We start from the raw sequence: 24476 nt of genomic DNA, 5'->3' as shown, positions 1-24476 counted from the left end.
AACAGAAAGGGAGAGTCACGTATGGCAGAAAAAAGAGAATTAATTTTAAAGCTGGGACAGAAAATTACAGATCGTATCGGACATAAGGTGACCGTAGATGATCCAGAATACTGGGGATTAGCATGCGTTGTAACAGATGAAATGGCAGAAGTGGCGCTGAAAATGAAGGTGCGTAAGCCTATGACATTTTCTCAGATTTTAAAAGCTACGGGTAAAGAAGAAAAAGAACTGGAAAAACTTTTGGAAGAAATGAGTATTGTAGGGCTTTTGGAATATAACTGGGAAAATCCTAAAAGAGAAAAACAATATGTACTTCCTATGTTTGTGCCTGGCAGTGCAGAATTTACGAATATGAACCGCAAACAGCTTGAGGAACATCCGGAACTTGGCAGATTTTTTGAAAGGATGTCAAGACTGCCTTTAGAAAAAGTAACACCAATGGTGCCGCCGGGAGGAGCCGGTATCGGTATGCACGTTATTCCGGTAGAAAAAGCCATTGAAATGGAAAATCAGTCCATTGACATTGAGCATATTTCTCACTGGCTGAAAAAATATGAAGGAAAATATGCGGCAAGTCCGTGTTCTTGCAGATTGTCAAGACAGACCTATGAGGAAGGCTGTGCAGATGACCCGGAGGATTGGTGTATTGCAGTGGGGGATATGGCAGATTACGTAGTAGAAACACAAAAGGGCGGACGCTATATCACTTATGAGGAAGTGCTGGATATTTTGAAAAAGGCTGAGGATAATGGCTTTGTACATCAGATTACCAATATTGACGGAAAAAATAAAATTTTTGCCATCTGCAACTGTAATGTCAATGTATGCTATGCACTACGTACTTCCCAGCTGTTTAATACGCCGAATATGTCAAGGTCTGCTTATGTTGCTCACGTAAAGACAGAAAATTGTGTTGCCTGCGGCAGATGCGTGGAATATTGTCCGGCAGGAGCGGTCAAGCTGGGACAGAAGCTCTGTACAAAAGATGGACCAATCGAATACCCGAAGCATGAGCTTCCGGATGCCGTGAAGTGGGGACCGGAAAAATGGGATGAAGATTATCGGGATAACAATCGGATTAACTGCTATGACACCGGTACAGCGCCATGTAAAACAGCCTGTCCTGCGCATATTGCAGTACAGGGCTATTTGAAAAAAGCCGCACAGGGCAAATACAGAGAAGCGCTGGCTTTGATTAAAAAAGAAAATCCGTTTCCGGCAGTATGCGGACATATCTGTAACCGCAGATGTGAAGATGCCTGCACAAGAGGAACCATTGATCAGGCGGTTGCCATTGACGAAGTAAAGAAATTCATTGCAAAGCAGGATTTGACAGCAGAAAACCGTTATATTCCGCCGATTATTCCGCCTACCACAGGCAGATTATTTGAAGAGAAGATTGCCATTATAGGCGGTGGTCCGGCAGGACTTAGTTGTGCCTTTTATCTTGCAGAAAAAGGTTATAAGCCTACTGTTTTTGAAAAGAATGAAAAGCCGGGCGGTATGCTGGTTTACGGAATACCTTCTTTTAAACTGGAAAAAGATGTGGTAGAGGCAGAAATTGATGTGATGCGCCAGATGGGTGTGGAAATTAAATGCGGTATTGAAGTAGGAAAAGATATTACCTTAGAGGAACTGCGTAAACAGGGCTATAAAGCCTTTTATCTTGCAATCGGATGTCAGGGAGGAAGAAAAGCCAATATCCAAGGAGAAGATGCAGAAGGTGTTATGACTGCCGTAGATTTCCTTCGTACAGTAGGTGACAATCAGAATTATCCGGTAGAAGGACGTACCGTAGTCGTAGGAGGCGGAAACGTAGCCATTGACGTGGCGAGAACTGCAAGCCGCTGCGGAGCATCTGAGGTTTCCATGTTCTGTCTGGAAAGCAGAGAGATTATGCCTGCATCAGAAGAGGAAATCACAGAGGCACAGGAAGAAGGCATCACTCTGAACTGTGGCTGGGGACCGAAGGAAATCCTTACAGAAAACGGAAAAGTCAAAGGAATTGTATTTAAGAAATGTCTTTCTGTCTTTGATGAAAACAAACGCTTTGCACCGAAATTTGATGAAGCCGTAACCATGACCGTTCCTTGTGAAAGAGTCTTTTTAAGTATCGGACAGAGCATTGTCTGGGGTAATTTATTAGAAGGCTCAAAGGTTGAATTAGGAAGAGGAAACGGTGCGGTGGCAGATAAAGTAACGTATCAGACAGCAGAACCGGATATCTTTGTAGGCGGTGACGTTTACACAGGACCGAAATTTGCCATTGATGCCATTGCAGCAGGAAAAGAGGGTGCAATTTCCATTCATCGTTTTGTGCAGCCGCACAGCAGTTTGACAATCGGAAGAAACAGACGTCAGTTTATTGAGCTTGACAAGAGCAATATTCAAATAGAGGAATACGATAATTCTTCCCGCCAGATACCGGGTGTGAGAAAAGACATTGATGCTCATAAATCCTTTAGAGATGCAAAAGAAGCCTTTACAGAAGAACAGGTGAAAAAAGAAACAGCACGCTGTCTGGGATGCGGAGCTTCCGTTGTAGATGAAAACAAATGTATCGGCTGCGGTGTTTGTACTACAAAATGTGAGTTTGATGCCATTCATCTGTATCGAGAGCATCCAGAATGCAGTACCATGCACAAATCAGAGGATAAGATGAAGGTCATTCTTCCTTACGCATTTAAGAGGGAAATGAAAATCCGTTTTGGAAAAAAGGAGAAATAGAGGATGCACGAGCTGGGAATTGTCTTTCATATTATTGACAGCTTAAAAGAAGTGGGGGAAGAAAACCATTTAAAGCAGATTGCGGGGGTGACTTTGGAAGTCGGGGAAGTTTCCGGAGTTTTGGAAGATTATCTGCAAAGCTGTTGGCGGTGGGCGTCAGACAGAACAGAGCTTCTAAAGGGAGCATCACTTACTGTGGAACAAATTCCGGCAGTGACCTTTTGCGAGGATTGTAAACAGACTTATTCTACAACAGAATTTGGAAAAATCTGTCCCTATTGCAAAAGTGAACATACATATCTTGCAGCCGGAAATGAGTTTAATATTAAAGAGATAACTGCCTGCTGAAAAATGCAGGCAGAAAGAGAAAGGAAGGGATTTTATGTTATTTCAGATTTACGGAGATAACACCATGTGGCAGCTGTTAGGCTGGATTTTGGTATTTGCGGGGCTTATTCTCATGAATGAGCTGGCAAGAAGAAGCAAAACAGGAGGAATTTTCTGTTTCTTAATTTTACCTGCGGTCTTGACCGTATATTTTGTGGCAATTTATGTAGGAGCAGCCATGGGCGCAGATTGGGCGCTTCATAATCAGACTTATCTGCACATGACAAGCTGGTTCCATTATGCGAAGCTCTATGCGGCAACAGCGGGATGTATCGGCTTTATGATGATTAAATACAAATGGGGAATTGGAAAAAAAGAATGGTTTAAGCTGTTTCCTTTTCTCATTGTGGCAATTAACATTTTAATTGCAGTAGTCAGTGATTTTGAGTCCGGTATCAGAGGTATGATGGCAATGGCAGAATACGGAGACCGCTGGTGGCTGTCATCTGAAAACGTATGGCTGTACGGAGGCTGGTGGAACTGGGTAAACGGTATTTCCGGCTTAATCAATATTTTCTGTATGACAGGCTGGCTGGGGATTTATGTTTCCAAGGATAAAAAAGATATGCTGTGGCCGGATATGACATGGTGTTTTATTCTGGCTTATGATTTATGGAACTTTGAATATACTTATAACAATCTGCCTACACACGCATGGTACTGCGGACTGGCGCTTCTTTTAGCTCCGACAGTTGCCAATGCCCTTTGGAATAAAGGCGGCTGGATACAGAACAGAGCAAATACTTTGGCTTTATGGTGTATGTTTGCACAGGTATTTCCGCTGTTTCAGGATGCCAGCAGATTTACCACTATACCGGTATTGTATGCAGACGGATTTATGGATGCTGCCACAAGACCAACCGTAGCAAATCCCACTATGCAGGGGGTGGTAGCGGTTATTGCGCTGATTGCCAATATTGCATGTATGGCAATGATTATCAAACGTGCAAAACAGCAGAAGAAAAATCCATATACACATGAGATTTTCACAGACCAGAAAGACTTTAAGCTGGCTATGGAAAGAGCAGAGAGATAAAAAAGAAAAACTGTTGTATGAGCAGTTATTGATAGTTCAATAGCTGTTCTATACAGCAGTTTTTTTCTAATCAAAATAAATCTGCGTATCCCCGTCAATACATTGCTTCAGAGAATGCTCAATCCAATCCACCGCTCCCTGTGTATCTCGGTTTTTTATATAAGTCCACATGGTATAATTGCGGTTATAGAGCATTTCCACACCATACAGTTCACAGAAGCGCTCCCACATGGTAAAGATAGGGGCATGAAAAGACTGAAAAATCAGAGGTATCAAAGTATTTTTGGAGGACAGGGCAAATTCATGCTGAAAGGCAAAAGCAGCTTCAATGGCTTCCTGAACGCTTGCAGTATTTTGAATGGCTTCTACTTTTTCAAAAAGTACCTGAATTTCCTCATCGGTAATCATGGGAATACTCAGTCTGGCGATTAGCGTGTCAAGAGCAATACGCACTTCTAAAATCGAACGGATTTCCTCTCTGCGAATACGGCCTCCATTATATTTCATAATGGCAACTAAGGTTTCTACCGTACCTTTCCTGCGATAGTCGGCAACAAAAGTTCCGCTTCGGGGTTTTACAATTAAAAAACCCTTTTTTTCCAGCTCCGCAATTCCGCTGTTTACCACGGCACGGCTGACCTGCATCATCTGAGCAAGCTGGCGTTCGGGAGGAAGCTTTTCGCCGATTTTTAATTTTCCTGACAAAATCATATTTTCTAACTGGTCTACAAAAAGTTCCCGAAGAGATGGCGAACTTATTTTTTCAAATTCCATAATCCTTCTCCAAAACAGTAAAATTTGAGTTCATTATATTGCGAAATAAAAGAAACTGCAAGAGCTTTCTTATTTTTAATTGACCGCAATGAAATGGTATAGTATTATATAGTTGTTTTACAATTTAGAAAAAACAGCGGTATAAGCTGCCGTTCAGGAGGAAACCATGTTAATTGTTAAGAAGTTCGGAGGAACCTCTGTTGCCGATAAGGAACGCATTTTCAATGTGGCAAAACGGTGTATAGAGGATTATGAAAAAGGAAATGATGTTGTGGTCGTTTTGTCTGCAATGGGAAAATATACGGATGAATTGATTGAAAAAGCTCATGATATCAATCCTAATCCACCTAAGCGGGAAATGGATATGTTATTTACCATTGGTGAGCAGATGTCGGTATCTCTTATGGCAATGGCAATGGCACAGCTGGGAGTCAGAGCTGTTTCCTTAAACGCTTTTCAAGTACCTATGCACACGACCAGCAGCTATGGAAATGCAAGGCTGAAAAAAATTGATACAGAGAGAATTAAACGAGAACTGGAAGACAGAAAAATTGTAATTGTAACAGGCTTTCAGGGAATAAATAAATATGATGATTATACCACACTTGGCAGAGGCGGTTCTGATACCACAGCAGTTGCTTTGGCAGCAGTTCTTCATGCAGATGCCTGTGAAATTTATACAGATGTAGACGGCGTTTACACAGCAGACCCACGTCTTGTGCCGACAGCAAGGAAATTAAAAGAAATCACTTATGATGAAATGCTGGATTTGGCAACATTGGGAGCGGGAGTATTACATAACCGTTCTGTGGAAATGGCAAAAAAATACGGCGTACGTCTTGTAGTGCGTTCAAGCTTAAACAATTCAGAAGGAACAGTGGTGAAGGAGGTTGTCAATAAAGTGGAAAGAATGATTATCAGCGGGGTTGCATTAGATAAAAATGCAGATAGAATTTCAGTAATCGGTATTCAGGATATGCCGGGAAGCGCATTTAAGCTTTTTAATACATTGGCAAAGAAAAATATTAACGTAGATATTATTATCCAGTCCGTAGGAAGGGAAGGAACAAAGGACATTTCCTTTACAGTTTCCCATGAAAATCTGGATGAAGCCATTGCGCTTTTAGAGGAAAAGAAAGAAGCTCTGGGCTTTGAGAAGGTAGAATATAACTGCGATGTTGCAAAGCTTTCTATCGTAGGAGCGGGTATGATGTCTAATCCGGGTGTTGCGGCAAAGATGTTTGAATGTTTGTATAATCAGGATGTAAATATTAACATGATTGCCACTTCTGAAATCAGAATTACCGTTTTAGTAGCACAGAAGGATGCAGTGGCAGCTATGAACGCAGTTCATGAAGCGTTTGGTTTATCTGAGAGAAATTAAATAAAGAAAGCGGGGTAGTGTAATGCAGCAATTTTATTATGGCGGAGATATTCTCACCATGGAAAAAGAAGGGGAAATCTTAGAAGCGGTACTTGTGGAAAACGGCAGAATTAAAAAAGCTGGGGATTTTGAAAAAGTAAAGGCTTTTGTAAAAGAAGATGCACAATGGATAAATCTGAAAGGGAAAACACTGATGCCCGCTTTTATTGATGCCCATAGCCATATCTCTACTGCTATTCAAATGTCACAGGCAGCAGATTTAAGTCAATGTGAGAGTTTTGAGGAAATTATTTCTGTTTTAAAAGAGTATCAGCGGGAGAATAAAATAGAAAAGACAGGTATCATTATTGGATTTGGATATGATCATAATTTCTTACCTCAGGGGAAGCAGCCGGATAAAAGGTACTTAAATCAGGTTTCTAAAGAAATACCTATTTATATTTCTCATACTTCCGGTCACATGGGCTGTGCCAATGATGCTGCTCTTGCACTGGCGGGAATTACAAAGGATACAAAAGATCCGGAAGGCGGTAAAATTGGTCGCTTTGATAAAGATAATGAGCCGGATGGTTATCTGGAAGAAGCAGCAATGATGTTGCTGCAAAAGGCAATAGGCCCCAGAATAAAATTTGACTTGAAAGCGGGTTTGAAAAAAACGCAGGAGTTGTATCTGCAAAACGGAATTATAACTGTGCAAGACGGTGCAGCATCTCCTGAATCTTTTGCAATGCTTCGACAGATGGATGAAAGTAAAGAGCTGATTTTAGATGTAGTATTATATCCTTTATTACAAAATAAGGCTCAAGAATTATTTTTAGAATTTCCTGAATACGCAGAACAATATTGTGGAAATTTAAAGCTGGGAGGCTATAAAGCAGTTCTTGATGGTTCTCCTCAGGGACGTTCTGCATGGCTGACAAAACCTTATGAAAATAGTGAAGGGTATTGTGCTTATCCATGGTTTTCTGATAAAGAAACAGAAAAATTTATGAAAACAGCAGTGGAAGACAGCAGACAGATTTTAGTACATTGTAACGGAGATGCAGCAGGAGATCAGTTTATCCACGCTTATAGAAAAGCATTGGAAAATAGTAAAAATCCTAAAAAAGACAAGCTTCGTCCGGTGATGATTCATTGTCAGACAGCAAGGGAAGACCAGTTAGAGGAAATGAAAGAACTGGGTATTCTTCCGTCTATTTTTGTGGGACATGTCTATTACTGGGGTGAAGTACACAGAAAAAATTTAGGCGAAGAAAGAGCCGCACGTATTAGTCCTTGTCATTCTGCGTTTTTAAGAAATATGAAAGTGACTTTTCATCAGGATACACCGGTTACAAAGCCGAATATGCTGCATTCTGTATGGTGTGGGGTAAATCGTATTACACGCACAGGAAATCAGTTGGGTAAAGAGCAGTGCTGTACTGTGTATGAGGCACTTCAGGCAGTGACGATAAACGGTGCATACGCATACTTTGAAGAAAAAGAAAAGGGAAGTGTTAAAGAAGGAAAAAGGGCAGACCTTGTTATTCTGGATAGAAATCCAATGAAAACAGAGAAAAAAATGTTAAAAGAAATACAAGTTTTGGAAACCATAAAAGAGGGAAAAAGTATTTGGAAAAAGGAAGATAGATAAATATGGATGCCAAAGAAAGAAGAAGGCTGCTTAGAAAAAGAGCAGTAAGAAGGCAATTAGGGCTTATGGTTGCTGCCCTTTTCGTTATAGGACTCAGCATTTATTTTGTGTCCAGCATTACATCTGCCAGAGCAGAAGCGAAGGAAGAAAAAGCGAAAAAGGAAGCCCAGATTGCCAAAGAAGAAGCAAAAGAAGCCGCTGTAAAAGTCCGTCAGAAAGAGCATAAAAAGGAAGCAGAAGAGAGAAAAGCACTGACAAAAAAACTTCAGACGGAAACGGAAAATATGGTAAGTGGGTTTGCAGGTGATTGGAGTGTATATATTCAGGAAATGGATTACGGCAATGAAATTGTTTTGAATAATGAGCCCATGTATCCTGCAAGCTTAGTAAAGTTGTTTGTTATGGCAGCCACTTATGAAAATCTGGATGAGGTTATGGAAAACCAGACGAAATATTATAAAGGTGAGAAAAAAGCCTGGAGTGAAACAAAGAAACTTTTAGAGGAAATGATAGAGGTTTCCGATAATGAAGCTTATAATGAGCTTATAAAAGTTCAATCTTCTGATCGAAGCTTTGTAAAGGGAGCTGCAAAAATTAATGAGTATCTGAAAGAAAATGGATATGAAGATACAGGAATACATACTACTTTACATCCCGCATATTCCAAGTCTGAAAAAGACGGCAAGGGAGATAATGTAACTACAGTAAAAGACTGTGGAAAACTTTTAGAAAAAATTTATACGGGAAATTGTGTCAGTCATGAAAAATCAGGAAGTATGCTGCATTTATTGCTAAATCAGGAAAATACTATTAAAATTCCTCAGGGACTTCCTGAGGGAACAAAAGTTGCCAATAAAACAGGAGAAACTTCTGAGGTACAGCATGATGCGGCAATCGTATATGGAGAAAACACGGATTTCATTTTATGTATTATGACAAAAAATACCAATGGAGCGGAAGAAGTATATGGAGATATTCATGAACTTACGAAAATGGTATATGATACTTTAAATCCATGAGAATAAGAGCTATTGTGTCAGGGAAATGCTTGATACGACAGCTCTTATTTATATCATAGAAGTAGAGTTTTTGTAGAGAATTTTAGGTTAAACTGGGAATAAAAACAGCTATGGAAGGAAAAAAATGGATTACTAAAGATTTACTGTCATCAAAGTATATGCCTATGGCGAAGCTATACGGTATTCGCATGACACAGGCGATTATCTATTTAATGTTACTTTTAGGCATTTATATGTGCGTTTTAAAAGCAGGAAATTGTGAATTTGCATTTTTGAAATTATATATGGGCGAGCTGGCAACCATAGTGTTTCTAGGTGGAATGGGTATTTTCTTTTATGCACTGACGGACCAGGTGGTAGTAGGTTATATGATACCTCTGCTGTATTATATGTTAAATATTGCCATTTCCCCTAACAAGATAAAAGTATTTTATCTGTTTTCCATGAGTATGGGCAAATACGAGTGGAAATGGACTTTGGGAATTGCAGGTGTTGTGCTTTTGGTTGCAGGAATAGCTATTCGCTCCAAAAGAAAATAGAAATTTATCGAAAAACGATAAAAAAATATTGAAAAACAAAAAGTTCTGTGGTATTCTTTGATAAAGAGAAATCACAGAACTTTTTTTGCGGGAGGTAAAAGATGAATTGGAACAAGGATAAAAGCTTAAAATTTACAAGAGTCTGTATTTATTTCTTTGCAGTCCTTCTTGTGGGGATATGTGTTGGCGCTCCGTGGCTGTATCGGGGTTTTTTAGAACTTCGCAGTCCTCTTTTAGACGGAATGCTACCGTACTTTTTAGTGACGAATTATGCTACGGCAGTTCCTGTTGGAGCGGCGCTTTACAAAATGAATGGTCTGTTGAAAAATATCAGTGCAAATCAGGTGTTCATTTCTGAGAATACAGAGTGTTTAAGACAGCTGTCATGGTGCTGTGCGGCGGCAGGAATGATTTTTGCAGCCAGCGGTTTTTATTATTTTCCGTTTTGGTTTTTATGCGGGGCAGCCATGTTTATGGCTTTGATACTGCGTGTGATAAAGAATGTTTTTGCACAGGCGGAAGAAATTAAAAGAGAAAACGATTATACCATATAGGAAGGGTGATAAAAATGCCTATTGTAGTTAATCTTGATGTCGTTATGGCAAAGAGAAAAATCAGTGCAGGAGACTTGGCAAAAGCCATTGATATTACGCCTGCCAATTTATCGGTGTTAAAAAACGGAAAGGCAAAAGCAGTTCGTTTTACTACTTTGGAAGCTCTTTGTAAGGTTTTGGAGTGTCAGCCGGGAGATATTCTGGAGTATGTTTCTGAGGAAGAATTCTAAATAGTTTTCAGAAAGTGAGGAAGAAAAATGGAAAATAAAAATCAGGTAAGTACAGAAATGGGCTTACCTTTGGAAAGTGAACCCTTTTTTGAGAAAATAAAGGTAGATAAATGGGATAAAATCTTTGCGGCGGCGTATTTATTTTTAGGATATGTGCTGTGGAAAACAGGACAGTATGACTCTTTTTTTAATATATCAGGCTTTGTTATTCTCTATATTGCAGTAGTTTCTCTGTATTGTTTTGTGAAAGGCTTTCATATAAACGGTGAAAAGATATTTTGGAGTATTATTTTGCTGGGAGTTGGAATACCTTACGGATATTATTCGATTATGCCTCTGACACAGCTGGGAATGTTGGCGGTGGTAGGTGCCTATTGGACGCTGGTTATGACCGATGCGCTTGTTTTGGATGGCAAAACCTCCTCGTGGGTGCTTTTGGATGTATGGTATGCGCTGATTATTTTGCCGTTTTCTAATTTTTTGTGTCAAATCAGAGTGTTGCTGCAAAGTCTGTTCAGCAAAACACAGAAACGGACAGGAGCTATGGTTTTACTGGGAATAGGGATATCTCTGCCGGTGCTTGTTATTATCTTGCCGGTTTTGTCTCAGGCAGACGCGGGATTTTCCCGGATGCTTAAAAGCCTTTTGGGAAATATTTTTGACGGAGGTCTTTTCCTTCAGTTATGTATAGAAATTCCGATTATGCTTATTCTTTCTTCCCTAATGTTTGGTACTGTTTATGGAGGAATTTATCAGAGAAATATAGAAAAAGACCTCTGTAAAGAGCATAGGGAGATATCAGGAGAAGGCCTGCATATCATACCGGATGTGGCAGTTTATACCTTTGCAGGAATTATCGGATTTACCTATATTTTGTTTATTGCTTTTCAGGCAAAATATCTTTTTTCTGCCTGTGCGGGGATTTTACCGGAGAGCTTTACTTATGCAGAATATGCAAGACAGGGCTTTTTTGAGCTTTGCGGAATTACCGCTTTTAATGTCCTTCTGCTCCTTTTTATGAATACTTTTACAAAGACTATAACAAGAGAAAACAAGGTGCTTTCTGTGATAAATATAGCTTTTTCCGCAGTGACGATTTTGCTTTTGATTACGGCAATGAGCAAGCTGGGAATGTATATTGCAGCCTATGGTTTTACGATTAAGAGAATACAGGCAGGTGTATTTATGATATGGCTGTTCCTTGTCCTTTTTATGATTATATGGCACCAAAAAAGGAAAATTCCATTGGTCCGTTGGGCTGTTTTTTCAGGTGCGGTTCTTTTTACCTTGCTGTGCATATTGCCATTGGAAGCGATGCTTTCTTAGCGCAATAGAAAAAGTGGTTGCCAGAAACTCTGTCCTTGTATATACTGTATCATTGCAAGATAAAATATACAGGTGAGGGATTTATGGAAACAAAAGATTTTATGACAAAACCGGTAAAAGGGTTATTTTTTCATTATTTAATCCCGTCCATTATGGGCACAATGGTAACCTCTATCTATGTTCTGGCAGATACCATTATTATCGGAAAAGGATTGGGAAGTGTGGCAATGGCAGCGTTAAACATCGCACTTCCCATTTATAATGTGTTCTTTGGATTGGGACTTTTATTTGGTGTGGGCGGCTCTGTACTGATGTCTATTTTCAGGGGACGAGGAGAAAAAGAAAAGGCAGATGCCTACTTCACGGCATCCTTTCTTTTGAACATTCTCATATGGCTTTTGCTCCTTGTGGTGAGTGTGGTTTTCATGGAAGATATCGCATGGCTTTTAGGCGGAACAGAGGAAACCATGCCTTATATTATGGACTATATTCCCTACATTATATGGGGAATGGGAGCATATTTTCTCTCTGCTTTTTTACAGACCTTTGTAAGAAATGACGGTGCTCCGAAGTTGGCAATGAATGCGGTAATTGCCGGAGGAATTACCAATATTGTGCTGGATTATGTGTTTGTATTTCCTATGGAAATGGGAATGTCAGGGGCTGCAATCGCAACGGTTATCGGCTCTTATTTAACCGTAGGAATTCTGCTTATTCATTTTTTTACAAAGAAAAATCAGTTGAAATTCAACCTTCGTGGTATTCGTGTAAGCTATATGAAGGATATTCTGGTGAACGGAACAGCCAGTTTTTTGATTGAGGTTTCATCGGGAATTACCATTTTTGTATTTAATTTGCAGCTTTTAAAATATGTGGGAAATACGGGAGTTACGGTATTCGGCATTATCTGCAATACAGCCATTGTGGTAATGTGTCTTTGCAAAGGCGTTAATCAGGCATCTCAGCCTATTATCTCTGTAAATTACGGGGCAGGGCAGTTTGAAAGAACTTTTTCCGTAAGAAAACTGACGATGATTACATCTATTATTGTCTGTGGCGTGATTGTAGCAGTTGGAATTTTTGCACCGGATTTCTTTACTTATATCTTCTTAAATCCTGATAAGGAAATCCTTTCCATGTCAGGAGACGCAGTGCAGATTTACTTTATCGGATTTTTATTTACAGCAGTAAATATGGTGTATATTTGTTATTTTCAGTCTGTGGTGGAAAATGGATATTCCCTGCTTTTATGTCTTTTAAGAGGCTGTATTCTGGTACTGATTTTTGTCTATGTATTGCCTGTTTTTATGGGAGTTACAGGAATTTGGCTGGCATACCCGGCGGCAGAATTATGTACTATGGCAGTGGGAATGTTTGTAATAAAGAGAACAGACAGAAAAAATTTTCAAAAAATAGTTGACAAAAAACAAAGTTAAGCATAAAATGATACCAACAAAAGCAAAACCGATGAGAAAGAGGAGTAAGCTTGAAATGAAATTACAGAGAGCGGCAGATGGTGGGATTGCCGTATGGACTTTGAAGCTGAATGGACTTTCGAGGGCAGCCCGAAATGAAAAGAGTAGGCGTTGTCGGGAACCGAACCCGTTATCAATCAGGCGTGTATGTCAGTACATGGTAAAGTGGACATTTGGCAATGTCAAGTTGAGTGGTACCGCGATAATAAATGATTTTATTACCGTCTCAAGTTAGTTTCTAACTTGGGGCGGTTTTTTATTGTATAGGAAATTGCGTCCTATACAATAGAAAGCCCTTGCACATCGGAATGGAAAAAGAAAAGCAGAGAAAAGGAGAAAAAATTATGAAGAAAAAAGTATTTGTTATGATTTTAGGAGCAATTTTAACAACAGGTCTTTTCACCGGATGCAAAGGCGAAAATAAAGAGAGTAAAGAAGGTGTCTATCACATTGGCATTTCTCAGTTTGCAGAACATGGTTCTTTGGATAACTGTCGGGAGGGATTTTTGGAAGGCTTAAAAGAAGAAGGTATTGAAGAGGGGAAAAATCTGGAGATTGATTTAGACAATGCCAATTCCGATACTGCCACAGCAGCACAGATTTCCGATAAATTTGTGTCAGATAAGGTGGATTTGATTTGTGCCATTGCAACACCAAGCGCACAGGCAGCTTACAACAGTGCAGCAAACACAGAAATTCCCGTTGTGTATACAGCAGTGACGAATCCGGAGGAAGCCGAGCTTGCAGGTGAGGATAAAACACCGGTGGGAAATGTGACAGGAACAAGTGACCAGCTTCCCGTAGAGGCGCAGCTGAAGATGATACGTGAAATGCTTCCGGATGCAAAAACAATCGGTATTTTATATACAACCAGCGAAGCCAATTCCGTTCACAGTATCAAAGAATATGAAAAATATGCCAAGGAATACGGATTTACCTTAGAAACAGCAGGTGTTACCAATACTTCCGAGGTGTCTTTGGCAGCAGCAGGATTGTTGGAAAAGGTAGACTGCCTTACCAATCTTACAGACAATACGGTTGTCAGTGTTCTGCCAACGATTTTAGAGCAGGCAAATAAAAAAGGTATTCCTGTTTTCGGCAGTGAAATTGAACAGGTAAAACTGGGGTGTCTGGCAGCCGAAGGCTTAGATTATATCAATCTTGGTAAAGAAACAGGAAAGATGGCGGCAAAAATCTTAAAGGGTGAAGCAAAAGCAGAGGAAATGTCTTATGAGCTTTTAGAGGGAAGCAGCCTTTACATCAACGAAAAAGCAGCAGAAAACTTAAAAATAGAACTTCCGGAAGAACTGAAAAACAGAGCAGAGGAAGTATTTACAGAAATTGAAGGATAAGAAAAGAGGAAAAAAAGATGGATTTTGCAATCAGTATTATTGAGCAGGGATTGATTTACGGCATTTTAGCATTAGGTGTATATATTACTTATAAAATTTTAGATTTTCCTGATTTGACAGTAGACGGAAGCTTTCCTTTGGGAGCAGCCGTAACAGCGGCGCTTTTAAAATCCGGCGTAAACCCCTATCTCACACTGCCTGTGGCATTTTTTGCCGGGGCAGCAGCCGGACTTTGCACAGGTCTTATTCATGTAAAATGTAAGGTACGGGATTTACTTTCCGGAATTATTATGATGACAGCTTTATACACGGTGAATTTAATGGTGGCAGGAACAAATAATGTCCCTTTATTTTCTAAAGAAACCATTTTTAAAAATGAGTTTTTATCCGGTATATTCAGCGGCGGAATTTCCAAATACAGCAATTTGATGATTATTTTGCTGGTGGTTCTTATCAGTAAATTTGCATTAGACGGATATCTGAAAACAAAGTCAGGATACTTATTAAGAGCCGTAGGTGATAATGAAAATCTGGTTACTTCTCTTGCAAAAAACAAGGGAAATGTGAAGATTTTAGGCCTTTCCATTGCCAACGGACTGGTTGCATTAAGCGGCTGTATTTCCTGTCAGCAGCAGGGAGTATTTGAAATTTCTTCCGGTACAGGAGCTATTGTCGTAGGACTTGCCAGTGTTATTGTAGGAACAAGTCTTTATAAAATGCTGAAAAAAATATCCTTTATCAAGGTTACGACCTTTGTATTTTTAGGTGCAATTCTCTATAAGGCGTGTACAGGAATTGCCATTTTATACTTCCCGCCACAGGCAATGAAAATGATTTCTGCATTGTTCCTTTTAGGCGTGTTAGTCTTAATTCTGGTTGTTGATAAAAAAGAGAAGAGAGGGAAAAGCCATGCTTGAATTAAAACATATTCATAAATACTATAACCCGGGAACAGTGCATGAAATGTGTCTGTTTGAAGATTTTAATCTGACCATAGAAAAAGGAGAATTTGTATCCATTGTAGGCAGTAACGGTTCAGGAAAAACCTCTCTTTTAAATATTATCTGCGGAAGTATTGAATTAGATGAGGGGAAAATTCTGGTAGACGGTCAGGATATTACAAAGCAAAAAGAATATAAGCGTCTGGAGAAAATCGGACGTGTGTATCAAAATCCGGCTATGGGAACCTGCCCTTCCATGACTATTTTAGAAAATATGGCAATGGCAGATAATAAGGGAAAAGCCTTTGGATTAAAAAGAGGAACAGATAAGAAACGCATTGCTTTTTATAAAGAAGAGCTGGCAAAATTACAGCTTGGCTTGGAAGATAAATTGAATACAAAGGTAGGAGCTCTTTCAGGAGGACAAAGACAGGCATTGGCGCTTTTAATGAGCACCATGACGCCTATTGATTTCCTGATTTTAGATGAGCATACGGCAGCATTAGACCCGAAAACCGCAGATTTAATTATGGAATTAACAGAGAAAATTGTGAGAGAAAAGCATTTGACAGCGATTATGGTAACGCATAATCTTCGCTACGCAGTGGAATACGGAGATAGACTTCTCATGTTGCATCAGGGAAATGCAGTTATGGATGCGGTAGCAGAAAAGAAAAAAGAAATAAAAATTGAGGATATTTTAGAAAAGTTTAATGAGATTAGCATAGAATGCGGAAATTAACAGCCCTTGAAACGAACTATATATCGTGCTAGTATATATACATACTGACTAAATATAGTGGAGGGTAAAAGGATGAATGTTGAAGAATGGCTGGGCAGCGAAAACCGGCTTGGAATGGATATCTGGAATAAAAAGTATCGGAATGAAGAAGAGGATTTTGAAAGCTGGATTACACGTATCAGCGGCGGAAATGAAGAAATCGCAAAGTACATAAAAGAAAAGAAATTTCTTTTCGGAGGAAGAATTTTATCCAATCGAGGACTGGATAAGCAGGGGAAAAAGGTGACTTATTCCAACTGCTATGTGGTCGAACCGCCAAAGGACAACATAGAAAGTATTTTTGATTGTGCCAAAAAGCTGGCACGTACGTACAGCTACGGTGGGGGCTGCGGTGTGGATATTTCCGAGCTGAGTCCAAGAGGTGCGAAAATCAATAATGCGGCAAAGGAAACCAGCGGAGCGGTATCCTTCATGGAATTATATTCTCTTGTGACTTCTTTAATCGGACAAAACGGAAGAAGGGGAGCGTTGATGATTTCCATTGACTGCTCCCATCCTGACGTTCCGGAATTTATTGAGCTGAAAACTGATTTGGAAAAAGTAAATACAGCGAATATTTCCGTGCGTATTCATGAGGATTTCATGGAAGCAGTGAAGAAAAACGAAGAGTATTGTCTGCATTATACAAGAGAAGAGACAGGACAGGTTATTGAACGTATGGTAAATGCCAGAGAGCTGTTTCACCGCATTACGGAAACAAACTGGGATTATGCAGAACCGGGCGCATTGTTCTGGGACAGAATTACCGGCTGGAATTTACTTAGCAATACAAAGGAATTTTCTTATGCAGGCGTAAATCCCTGTGCAGAAGAGCCCTTGCCGGCAGGAGGAAGCTGTCTTTTAGGAAGCATCAACCTTTCTGCTTTTGTAGAAAATCCTTTTACAGAAAATGCCTATTTTGACTTTGAAGAATTTAAGCATTGTGTACAGGAATCTGTAAGAGCTTTAAATGAAGTGTTGGAAGAAGGACTGCCCTTGCATCCCCTTCCGGAGCAGCGAGAAAGTGTCAGTCAGTGGCGTCAAATCGGACTGGGAATTATGGGACTTGCAGATGCACTGATTAAGCTGGGACTGACGTATGGAGAAGAAGATGCAGTTTCTGTCTGTGACAGAATAGGCTTTGTCATGGCAGATACAGCGATTGCAGCCTCCGCAAGACTTGCCAAGGAATTGGGTGCATTTCCAAAATGTAAGGTGGAGGAAATTATGGAAACACCTTATTTTCTGGCAAATACAACAGAGGGAACAAAAGAGCTGGTGCGTAAATACGGGCTTCGCAATTCTCAGCTTTTAACCATTGCTCCTACGGGAACCTTGTCTACCATGCTGGGCATTTCAGGAGGAATTGAGCCGATTTATGCTAATTATTATGAGAGAAAAACAGAGTCCTTACATGGAGAGGATGTGTATTATAAGGTCTATACAAAAATTGTAAAAGATTTTATGGAGGAGCACAAGGTTTCGGATGACAGACTTTTGCCGGACTATTTTGTAACGGCTATGACTTTAGACTATCACCAGAGAATAGATATGCAGTCCATCTGGCAGCGACATATTGACGCATCCATCAGCTCTACGGTAAACGTACCTTCCGGCTTTACTGTGGAAGAAACAGAAAATCTTTATTTATATGCCTTTGAGCAGGGGTTAAAAGGAATTACTATTTTCCGAGACGGCTGCAAGCGTGTGGGAATTTTAAATACAAAGGAAACGAAGAAAATCACAGCAGGAGAAGGACTGAAACGAGGAGAAATTATTCTTGTCACAGACGATGTGGTAGGCAAGAAAAGAAAGCTGATTACAGGCTGCGGAAGTCTTCACTGTATTGCCCTTTTTGACCCGCATACAGGAGCACTTTTGGAAACATATTTAAGCAAAGGTTCTACCGGAGGCTGTAATAACTTTATGGTTGGTCTTTCCAGAATGATTTCTATCAGTGCAAGAGGCGGAATTGATATTGAAACTATTGTAGATCAGTTAAATTCCAGTGGTTCCTGTCCGTCTTATACTGCTCGTAGAGTAACTAGAAAGGATACAAGTAAAGGTGCATGCTGTCCAATGGCAGTGGGAAATGCTTTAATGGATATGTATAAAGAAATGCAGGAGGAATTAAGTCAGAAAGCGGGAAAAGATGAGAAAGGCAAGAAAATTCCAAAACCAAAAGCAGTTCCGGTAAGGGGAGAAACAGATAAAATGTATTGTCCGGAGTGCGGAGAATCCCTTGTTTTTGAAGAAGGATGTAATATTTGCAAAAGCTGTGGATGGAGTAAATGTCACTAATGAACAAAAGGAGACGATATGAAACTTTTATTTAAACAAAGGATATTTTCATGGCTTGACAGTTATGATATCTATAATGAGCAGGGAGAAAAAGTGTATACAGTAAAAGGTGAATTAGCGTGGGGACATTGTCTAAAAATTATGGATCAATATGGGCAATATTTAGGTACAGTAAAAGAAAAAGTGCTCACATTTTTACCTAAGTTTGAACTCTATGCGGGAGAACAATATTTGGGGTGTGTTCAGAAAGAGTTTACTTTTTTTAAGCCTAAATTTGTTGTTGATTTTAATGGCTGGAGCGTGCAGGGAAACGTATGGGAATGGGATTATGAAATACAGGATCAGACTGGAAGGGCAGTAGCCTTGGTAAATAAAGAAGTATTTTCTTTAGCGGATACATATGTCATGGAAATTGACAGACCAGAAAATGCTTTATATGTATTGATGCTGGTTCTGGCTATTGATGCAGAAAAATGTTCCAGTCAGTCATAAGAGAAGGAAGACAGAACGATGAGATTAGAAAAGTTGCAAAACCTTTTAAAAGAAAAAAGATTTCCTTTTACCTATTCTGAGGAAGATGGTTGCGGAAGTATTGATTTTGAATATCGTGGAGTTGCTTATCATGTATGGGAATTTTTTGATGATGATATATGGGGAGCAGAAACCAATGTGAAAAATATGGGGCGACATGAAGATTTATTCGGAGAGTATGAAAGGGAAATTATAGATATTGTTCAGACATGGAATTAAAAAATGAAAAAACAGCCTTGACATTGACGCAGCGGAAACTGTTATGGTAATTGTACAGTAAGAAAAGGAGGAAGAAATATGGAGTACAGTATCAGACAGTTGGCAGACCTTACAGGGGTCAGTACCAGAACCCTTCGTTATTATGATGAAAGAGGTCTGTTAAAGCCTAGTAGAGTAAATGAGCAGGGCTGTCGTTACTATGAACAGGAGCAGGTGGACCTGCTGCAACAAATCTTATTTTACCGGGAAAGAAATCTGGGATTGGATGTGATTAAAGAGATTATCAGCAATCCCCAATTTGATGCGGCACAAGCGCTTGAGGAACATTTGATTGCTCTTATGGAACAGGAAAAACATATTTCTACCTTAATTCAGACTGTAAAAAATACCATTGCAGACATGAAAGGAGAAGAAAGAAATATGAGTGATAAAGAGAAATTTGAAGGTTTTAAACGAGAGCTGATAGAAGAAAAAGAAAGACTTTACGGGAAAGAAGCCAGAGAAAAATATGGCGAAGAGGCTGTTGATGAGGCAAATCAAAAAATTATGGGACTGTCCGAGGCAGATTACGAGAGATTTAAAAATCTGGAAAAGGAAGTGCTTCGTCAGTTAGAAGAAGCTGTAAGAAACAAAGAATTGCCCGAAAGCGAAACAGGACACAGAATTGTGCTTTTGCATAAGGACTGGCTGGGATATACATGGAAGGAATATTCTGCTCAGGCACATAAAGGGCTGGCGTCTATGTATATAGCCGATGAGAGATTTCTTGCATATTATGATAAGAATATAAAAGGGTGCGGCGAGTTTCTTGTAAAAGCGGTGGACTATTGGGCAGGAAGATAAGGTGTCTTGACTAAGTTGCGGAGAAATTTTATGAGTAATGAAGTAGTAAATTATTATGAAAATTATCGAGAAGAAGATAGAATTACGACTAATAATGCAAGGAGAATAGAATTTTTAACAACAATATATAAATTTGATAAATTGTTGAAGGGTAATTTGAAAATTTTAGATTGTGCTGCTGGTACAGGTGCTTATGCTTTTTATTTGGCAGATAAAGGACATAATCTCACAGCAACAGATATAACACCAAGACATATTAAAATAATAAACGAACAGTTAAAGGATAGAACATATTCAATGGAAACAAAAGTATTAGATGCTACTGATATGAGATGTTTTGAAGATGGGTGCTTTGATGTGGTGTTAAACATGGGCCCTTTTTATCATTTAACCGATGATATGTCAAGGAATAAATGCTTAAGCGAGTCTATAAGAGTTTTGAAAAAAGGTGGATATCTTATTACAGCATATATTCCAAGATTATATCTTAATCAGATGCTTGTTATGTCAGTTATTACATGATAATCCAAAATGCTTTTGGACTGATACATATTATTCATCATACGATGAAATGCAGAAATTATATAAAGATAATGGCATAGAATGTATAGACCAATTTGCACAGGATGGATTAGCACCTTTATTTCATAATAGAGTAGACCAGTGGAACAATGAACAATTTGAAATATGGCTTAAATATCACTTGTCTGTATGTTCGGAAAAATCAATTATAGACATGAGCAATCATGTGATTATTATAGGCAGAAAAAATTAAATAGTTTTTCAGAAACAAAGGAGTTGTTGCTTTTCATGGTGGTTAGAAATATCACTGAAAGCAACAACTCCTTTATTATTTAGTTCCATTCTTCAGCTAAGAGAAAATCACGGATATTACGGTGCTTGATACCATTGCGGCTCATATCAAATTCATCTAAAGAAACCACATATTTCGGGAAATTGTCTCGGATTGTATCGTATACTCCGAATTCACGTTGAACAGTTTCCTCGGAGGCAAGCAGATAGGCAACCTGAATATGTAGCTTTTCATCTCGCTTATGGCACACAAAATCGATTTCCTTATCGCCGTTTTTTTCTACTGTGACTTTATAGCCACGGCGTAATAATTCTTGATAAACAATGTCTCGCAAGTACACAGTCCCATACATAGCCTCGTAAAGACTGTTGGAATTCCCATATTCAAAAACGAAAATAAGCAATATAGTGGTTAAAATAAGAGAAAAGCCAAAAGGTGAATTACTGTAAAAATAAAAAATAACAACTGTCTTGTCACTTGTAAAAACATGGTGTATAATAGCTGTCAAATGCTTGGCAGGAGGAAAGAGAAAATGAAAGCCATGAAAGAGGAAATCGAACAGCTGAAAAAAGAAAAAAATGCAGTAATTTTAGCACATTATTATGTTCCAAAGGAAGTTCAGGAGGTTGCGGACTTTGTAGGCGACTCCTATTATTTAGCAAAAAAGGCAAGAGAGACAGAGGCAGAAATTATTGTTTTTGCAGGTGTTTCTTTTATGGGGGAAAGTGCCAAAATTTTAAATCCCACGAAGAAAGTATTATTGCCGGATGCAGAGGCAGATTGTGCAATGGCACACATGGCATCAGCGAAAAAAGTACAGGAAATGCGAGAAAAATATGAGGATTTGGCAGTAGTATGCTACATTAATTCAACAGCCGCTTTAAAGACGGTTTCTGATGTATGCGTGACCTCATCCAACGCAGTAAAAATTGTAAAAGCATTGCCAAATAAAAATATTTTCTTTATTCCGGATGAAAATCTGGGAAGCTATGTGGCAAAACAAGTACCTGAAAAAAATATTCTTTTAAATGACGGATATTGTCCGGTACATAAAAAAATTACAGTGGAAACCGTAAGGCAGACAAAGGCAAAATACCCACAGGTAGAATTCTTGGCACATCCGGAATGCACAGAGGAAATTCTGGCAGAGGCAGACTTTATCGGAAGCACTTCGGACATTATCGGCTATGCAGAAAAGTCTTCAAAAAAGGAATTTTTAATTGGCACAGAGGACGGTGTTTTCGCAGAGCTTATGAAAAAATGCCCTGAAAAAAGCTTCTATTCTGTTATGCAAGGACAGTGTTGTGCAGATATGAAAAAAGTCACTCTTGAGAAGGTGCGTGACTGCTTAAAAGAAGAAAAATATGAGGTGGAAATTACAGAAGACACCAGAGAAAAAGCACAGAAAGCATTGGACAAAATGCTGGAGCTGGCAAAGTAGGGGGTGTCTTTATGAATAAGATAAAAGCAGATGTGCTGATTGTAGGAACAGGCGCAAGCGGACTTTTTGCAGCGCTTCATATTCCTTCCGATATGCAGGTTATATTGATTACAAAGGATGACCTTAAAAACAGCGACTCTTATCTGGCGCAGGGTGGAATTTGCGTTTTAAGAGACGAAAATGACTATGAAAGCTTTATGGAAGACACCTTAAAAGCGGGGCACTATGAGAACCGAAAAGAGTCTGTGGATATCATGATACGTTCTTCCAGAGAGGTCATTAATGAACTGATTTCTTACGGAGTAGATTTCGCAAAGCGTGACGGAAAGCTGGATTATACAAGAGAGGGCTGTCATTCAAAAGCCAGAATTTTATTCCATGAAGATATTACCGGAGAGGAAATTACAAGTAAGCTTTTAATGGCTGTGAAAAAGCTTCCAAATGTAAAAATTATGGAGCATACCACCATGCTGGATTTAATCGAGAAGGACAATACCTGTATGGGAATTCTTGCAGAAACGGAAAATGAGGAATGTATGGGAATTCAGGCAGAGCATACCATACTGGCAAGCGGCGGAATTGGAGGTTTATATCAACATTCTACCAATTATCCCCATTTAACAGGAGATGCTCTGGCAATCGCTATGCGCCATAAAGTGGAATTAGAAAATATTGATTATATTCAAATTCATCCTACGACCTTATATTCTTTAAAACCGGGAAGACGTTTTCTGATTTCGGAGTCTGTAAGGGGAGAAGGAGCAAAATTATATAATGCAAAAGGAGAACGTTTTGCAAATGAGGTGCTTCCAAGAGACATGATGACAAAGGAAATCCATAAGCAGATGGAATTGGATAATAAGCCTTATGTGTGGCTGGATATGACGGTTTTAGGAGAAAAAGTGATTTTAAATCATTTTCCTCATATTTATGAAAGATGTCTGGAGGAAGGCTATGATGTAACCAAGGAATGGATACCCGTAGTTCCTGCCCAGCACTATTTTATGGGGGGAATTCATGTGGATGCAGACAGTAAAACAACAATGAAAAGTCTGTATGCAGTAGGTGAGACAAGCTGTAACGGCGTGCACGGCGCTAACCGTCTTGCAAGCAATTCTCTTTTGGAAAGTCTGGTTTTTGCTGAGCGTGCGGCAAAAAATATTGAAAAAAATAGGGAAAAATGCAAGACAAATGATGCTGATTTTGATAAACTGTATCAAGAGACACAAGAGTGTATTGTAAGTCAGAAGGAATGTCTGGCAGAGGTGTATAAGAACGAAATTCTGAAAGAAATAGAAAGAGAGAGACAGGCAAAATGAACGATATTACAATGAAATTAAATGCAGATAATTTGATAAAAATGGCATTACAGGAAGATATCAGCAGCGAGGATGTTACTACAAATGCCGTTATGCGAAACAGAAAACAGGGAGAAGTACAGCTGATTTGCAAGCAGGATGGAATTATTGCCGGACTGGGTGTATTTGAGCGTGTTTTCAAGCTTTTGGATGAGACAACAGAGGTAGAATTTTACGCAGAAGACGGCGATGAGGTAAAGAATAAACAGCTTTTGGGAGTAATACGTGGAGACATCCGTGTGCTTCTTTCCGGCGAGCGTACTGCGCTGAATTATTTGCAGAGAATGAGCGGAATTGCGACTTATACACATCAGATTGCAGAGCTTTTAAAAGAAACAAAAATCAAGCTTTTAGACACCAGAAAAACAACTCCGAACATGCGTATTTTTGAAAAATATGCGGTAAAAGTCGGCGGCGGTTATAATCACAGATACAACCTTTCTGACGGAATTTTATTGAAGGATAATCATATCGGAGCAGCAGGAAGTGTGAAAAAAGCAGTGGAAATGGCAAAGGAATATGCTCCTTTTGTTCGTAAAATCGAGATTGAAACAGAAAATCTGGAGATGGTAAAGGAGGCAGTAGAAGCCGGAGCAGACATTATTATGCTGGATAATATGACGCCGGAGGTAATGAAAGAGGCAGTGAAGCTCATTGACGGCAGAGCAGAAACCGAGTGCTCCGGTAATGTTACAAAAGAGAACATTGAACGTCTGGTAGAAGTCGGCGTAGACTATATTTCCAGCGGGGCTTTGACACATTCCTCTCCGATTTTAGACTTGTCCTTAAAAAATCTTCACGAGGTATAATA

Annotated in this window: 24 protein-coding genes and 1 other annotated feature; of the genes, 22 read left to right on the top strand and 2 right to left on the bottom strand. The window is 39.3% G+C overall.

The features are described 5' to 3' along the window. Positions 1-21: 21 nt before the first annotated feature. Genes CGC63_RS08995 through CGC63_RS08985 form a run of 3 tightly spaced genes read left to right on the top strand, consistent with a single transcriptional unit; the run spans position 22 to position 4150 of the window. Positions 22-2727 carry an FAD-dependent oxidoreductase gene (locus CGC63_RS08995; protein WP_003020910.1) on the top strand — a complete coding sequence of 902 codons (2706 nt, stop codon included), beginning with the start codon at positions 22-24 and terminating at the stop codon, positions 2725-2727. A 3-nt stretch (positions 2728-2730) separates the two neighbouring features. After that, positions 2731-3075, top strand: coding sequence for a hydrogenase maturation nickel metallochaperone HypA (locus CGC63_RS08990; RefSeq protein ID WP_003020912.1), 345 nt, complete (start codon positions 2731-2733; stop codon positions 3073-3075). Positions 3076-3109: 34 nt separating this feature from the next. After that, on the top strand, positions 3110-4150 hold the full coding sequence (locus CGC63_RS08985) for a DUF5692 family protein (protein ID WP_003020915.1): 1041 nt from the start codon (positions 3110-3112) through the stop codon (positions 4148-4150). 66 nt (positions 4151-4216) lie between these two features. Here the strand turns inward: CGC63_RS08985 and CGC63_RS08980 are convergent, their stop codons facing one another. Next, positions 4217-4924, bottom strand: a complete 708-nt coding sequence (locus CGC63_RS08980) for a FadR/GntR family transcriptional regulator (protein ID WP_003020919.1) — start codon at positions 4922-4924, stop codon at positions 4217-4219. Positions 4925-5090: 166 nt separating this feature from the next. On the opposite strand from CGC63_RS08980, the gene CGC63_RS08975 reads away from it, so the two are divergent. From CGC63_RS08975 to CGC63_RS08895, 16 genes are all read left to right on the top strand, one after another. Beyond that, entirely contained in the window at positions 5091-6308 is a 1218-nt protein-coding gene (locus tag CGC63_RS08975) for an aspartate kinase (protein ID WP_003020921.1), read from the top strand. Positions 6309-6330: 22 nt separating this feature from the next. Then, positions 6331-7941, top strand: coding sequence for an amidohydrolase (locus tag CGC63_RS08970; RefSeq protein ID WP_003020924.1), 1611 nt, complete (start codon positions 6331-6333; stop codon positions 7939-7941). Positions 7942-7943: 2 nt separating this feature from the next. Then, a complete protein-coding gene (locus tag CGC63_RS08965; protein WP_003020927.1) occupies positions 7944-8960 on the top strand; it encodes a serine hydrolase in 1017 nt (338 codons plus the stop codon). A 110-nt stretch (positions 8961-9070) separates the two neighbouring features. Continuing rightward, positions 9071-9499, top strand: coding sequence for a hypothetical protein (locus tag CGC63_RS08960; RefSeq protein ID WP_003020929.1), 429 nt, complete (start codon positions 9071-9073; stop codon positions 9497-9499). A gap of 101 nt (positions 9500-9600) precedes the next feature. Then, positions 9601-10053 (top strand): DUF2975 domain-containing protein, encoded by a 453-nt coding sequence (locus CGC63_RS08955; protein WP_003020932.1) that lies wholly within the window; start codon positions 9601-9603, stop codon positions 10051-10053. Positions 10054-10067: 14 nt separating this feature from the next. Then, positions 10068-10283 carry a helix-turn-helix domain-containing protein gene (locus tag CGC63_RS08950; RefSeq protein WP_003020935.1) on the top strand — a complete coding sequence of 72 codons (216 nt, stop codon included), beginning with the start codon at positions 10068-10070 and terminating at the stop codon, positions 10281-10283. Between the two features lie 27 nt (positions 10284-10310). Then, entirely contained in the window at positions 10311-11609 is a 1299-nt protein-coding gene (locus tag CGC63_RS08945; protein ID WP_003020938.1) for a DUF4153 domain-containing protein, read from the top strand. A gap of 83 nt (positions 11610-11692) precedes the next feature. Next, positions 11693-13045: an MATE family efflux transporter gene (locus tag CGC63_RS08940; protein WP_003020939.1), complete on the top strand. Its 1353-nt coding sequence runs from the start codon at positions 11693-11695 to the stop codon at positions 13043-13045. Between the two features lie 22 nt (positions 13046-13067). Continuing rightward, positions 13068-13316 (top strand) — a binding site (T-box leader). A 112-nt stretch (positions 13317-13428) separates the two neighbouring features. Continuing rightward, the gene (locus CGC63_RS08930) at positions 13429-14436 is read left to right on the top strand and encodes an ABC transporter substrate-binding protein (RefSeq protein ID WP_009246292.1); all 1008 of its coding nucleotides are present in this window, start codon (positions 13429-13431) and stop codon (positions 14434-14436) included. Positions 14437-14453: 17 nt separating this feature from the next. Further along, positions 14454-15353 carry an ABC transporter permease gene (locus CGC63_RS08925; RefSeq protein ID WP_003020946.1) on the top strand — a complete coding sequence of 300 codons (900 nt, stop codon included), beginning with the start codon at positions 14454-14456 and terminating at the stop codon, positions 15351-15353. Beyond that, positions 15346-16119 carry an ABC transporter ATP-binding protein gene (locus tag CGC63_RS08920; RefSeq protein WP_003020950.1) on the top strand — a complete coding sequence of 258 codons (774 nt, stop codon included), beginning with the start codon at positions 15346-15348 and terminating at the stop codon, positions 16117-16119. Before CGC63_RS08925 ends, CGC63_RS08920 begins: the two co-directional genes overlap by 8 nt. Before the next feature lie 72 nt (positions 16120-16191). Then, positions 16192-18459, top strand: coding sequence for an adenosylcobalamin-dependent ribonucleoside-diphosphate reductase (locus CGC63_RS08915; protein ID WP_009246291.1), 2268 nt, complete (start codon positions 16192-16194; stop codon positions 18457-18459). A gap of 18 nt (positions 18460-18477) precedes the next feature. Further along, positions 18478-18951: an LURP-one-related/scramblase family protein gene (locus CGC63_RS08910; RefSeq protein ID WP_003020955.1), complete on the top strand. Its 474-nt coding sequence runs from the start codon at positions 18478-18480 to the stop codon at positions 18949-18951. Between the two features lie 18 nt (positions 18952-18969). Beyond that, entirely contained in the window at positions 18970-19209 is a 240-nt protein-coding gene (locus tag CGC63_RS08905) for a hypothetical protein (protein ID WP_003020958.1), read from the top strand. A gap of 78 nt (positions 19210-19287) precedes the next feature. After that, positions 19288-20052, top strand: coding sequence for a MerR family transcriptional regulator (locus CGC63_RS08900; protein WP_003020960.1), 765 nt, complete (start codon positions 19288-19290; stop codon positions 20050-20052). Between the two features lie 30 nt (positions 20053-20082). After that, complete coding sequence (locus tag CGC63_RS08895; RefSeq protein ID WP_003020963.1) at positions 20083-20574, top strand: class I SAM-dependent methyltransferase; 492 nt, start codon at positions 20083-20085, stop codon at positions 20572-20574. A 332-nt stretch (positions 20575-20906) separates the two neighbouring features. On the opposite strand, the gene CGC63_RS08890 is transcribed toward CGC63_RS08895, so the two are convergent. After that, positions 20907-21206: an ATP-binding protein gene (locus CGC63_RS08890; protein ID WP_334290627.1), complete on the bottom strand. Its 300-nt coding sequence runs from the start codon at positions 21204-21206 to the stop codon at positions 20907-20909. Positions 21207-21398: 192 nt separating this feature from the next. Between CGC63_RS08890 and nadA the strand changes: the two genes are divergently transcribed. From nadA to nadC, 3 genes are read left to right on the top strand one after another with little or no spacing between them, the layout of a single operon-like run. After that, positions 21399-22307: a quinolinate synthase NadA gene (gene nadA / locus CGC63_RS08885; RefSeq protein ID WP_009246287.1), complete on the top strand. Its 909-nt coding sequence runs from the start codon at positions 21399-21401 to the stop codon at positions 22305-22307. Between the two features lie 11 nt (positions 22308-22318). After that, a complete protein-coding gene (locus CGC63_RS08880) occupies positions 22319-23626 on the top strand; it encodes an L-aspartate oxidase (protein ID WP_003020973.1) in 1308 nt (435 codons plus the stop codon). Continuing rightward, the gene (nadC, locus tag CGC63_RS08875; RefSeq protein WP_003020976.1) at positions 23623-24474 is read left to right on the top strand and encodes a carboxylating nicotinate-nucleotide diphosphorylase; all 852 of its coding nucleotides are present in this window, start codon (positions 23623-23625) and stop codon (positions 24472-24474) included. Before CGC63_RS08880 ends, nadC begins: the two co-directional genes overlap by 4 nt. Positions 24475-24476 lie beyond the last annotated feature (2 nt).

Origin of the sequence: Blautia hansenii DSM 20583, assembly GCF_002222595.2 — a bacterium.
GTDB lineage: Bacteria > Bacillota > Clostridia > Lachnospirales > Lachnospiraceae > Blautia > Blautia hansenii.
This window is presented reverse-complemented; position numbering and strand designations above follow the sequence as displayed.

What these genes read in the sequence shown, in the direction of transcription:
- CGC63_RS08985 (WP_003020915.1), top strand. Translation starts at nt 3,110, where the DNA reads ATGTTATTTCAGATTTACGGAGATAACACCATGTGGCAGCTGTTAGGC.
- CGC63_RS08905 (WP_003020958.1), top strand. Translation starts at nt 18,970, where the DNA reads ATGAGATTAGAAAAGTTGCAAAACCTTTTAAAAGAAAAAAGATTTCCT.
- CGC63_RS08995 (WP_003020910.1), top strand. Translation starts at nt 22, where the DNA reads ATGGCAGAAAAAAGAGAATTAATTTTAAAGCTGGGACAGAAAATTACA.
- CGC63_RS08975 (WP_003020921.1), top strand. Translation starts at nt 5,091, where the DNA reads ATGTTAATTGTTAAGAAGTTCGGAGGAACCTCTGTTGCCGATAAGGAA.
- CGC63_RS08950 (WP_003020935.1), top strand. Translation starts at nt 10,068, where the DNA reads ATGCCTATTGTAGTTAATCTTGATGTCGTTATGGCAAAGAGAAAAATC.
- CGC63_RS08930 (WP_009246292.1), top strand. Translation starts at nt 13,429, where the DNA reads ATGAAGAAAAAAGTATTTGTTATGATTTTAGGAGCAATTTTAACAACA.
- CGC63_RS08940 (WP_003020939.1), top strand. Translation starts at nt 11,693, where the DNA reads ATGGAAACAAAAGATTTTATGACAAAACCGGTAAAAGGGTTATTTTTT.
- CGC63_RS08895 (WP_003020963.1), top strand. Translation starts at nt 20,083, where the DNA reads ATGAGTAATGAAGTAGTAAATTATTATGAAAATTATCGAGAAGAAGAT.
- nadA (WP_009246287.1), top strand. Translation starts at nt 21,399, where the DNA reads ATGAAAGCCATGAAAGAGGAAATCGAACAGCTGAAAAAAGAAAAAAAT.
- CGC63_RS08925 (WP_003020946.1), top strand. Translation starts at nt 14,454, where the DNA reads ATGGATTTTGCAATCAGTATTATTGAGCAGGGATTGATTTACGGCATT.
- CGC63_RS08990 (WP_003020912.1), top strand. Translation starts at nt 2,731, where the DNA reads ATGCACGAGCTGGGAATTGTCTTTCATATTATTGACAGCTTAAAAGAA.
- CGC63_RS08960 (WP_003020929.1), top strand. Translation starts at nt 9,071, where the DNA reads ATGGAAGGAAAAAAATGGATTACTAAAGATTTACTGTCATCAAAGTAT.
- CGC63_RS08915 (WP_009246291.1), top strand. Translation starts at nt 16,192, where the DNA reads ATGAATGTTGAAGAATGGCTGGGCAGCGAAAACCGGCTTGGAATGGAT.
- CGC63_RS08880 (WP_003020973.1), top strand. Translation starts at nt 22,319, where the DNA reads ATGAATAAGATAAAAGCAGATGTGCTGATTGTAGGAACAGGCGCAAGC.
- CGC63_RS08970 (WP_003020924.1), top strand. Translation starts at nt 6,331, where the DNA reads ATGCAGCAATTTTATTATGGCGGAGATATTCTCACCATGGAAAAAGAA.
- CGC63_RS08910 (WP_003020955.1), top strand. Translation starts at nt 18,478, where the DNA reads ATGAAACTTTTATTTAAACAAAGGATATTTTCATGGCTTGACAGTTAT.
- CGC63_RS08980 (WP_003020919.1), bottom strand. Translation starts at nt 4,924, where the DNA reads ATGGAATTTGAAAAAATAAGTTCGCCATCTCTTCGGGAACTTTTTGTA.
- nadC (WP_003020976.1), top strand. Translation starts at nt 23,623, where the DNA reads ATGAACGATATTACAATGAAATTAAATGCAGATAATTTGATAAAAATG.
- CGC63_RS08920 (WP_003020950.1), top strand. Translation starts at nt 15,346, where the DNA reads ATGCTTGAATTAAAACATATTCATAAATACTATAACCCGGGAACAGTG.
- CGC63_RS08955 (WP_003020932.1), top strand. Translation starts at nt 9,601, where the DNA reads ATGAATTGGAACAAGGATAAAAGCTTAAAATTTACAAGAGTCTGTATT.
- CGC63_RS08945 (WP_003020938.1), top strand. Translation starts at nt 10,311, where the DNA reads ATGGAAAATAAAAATCAGGTAAGTACAGAAATGGGCTTACCTTTGGAA.
- CGC63_RS08965 (WP_003020927.1), top strand. Translation starts at nt 7,944, where the DNA reads ATGGATGCCAAAGAAAGAAGAAGGCTGCTTAGAAAAAGAGCAGTAAGA.
- CGC63_RS08900 (WP_003020960.1), top strand. Translation starts at nt 19,288, where the DNA reads ATGGAGTACAGTATCAGACAGTTGGCAGACCTTACAGGGGTCAGTACC.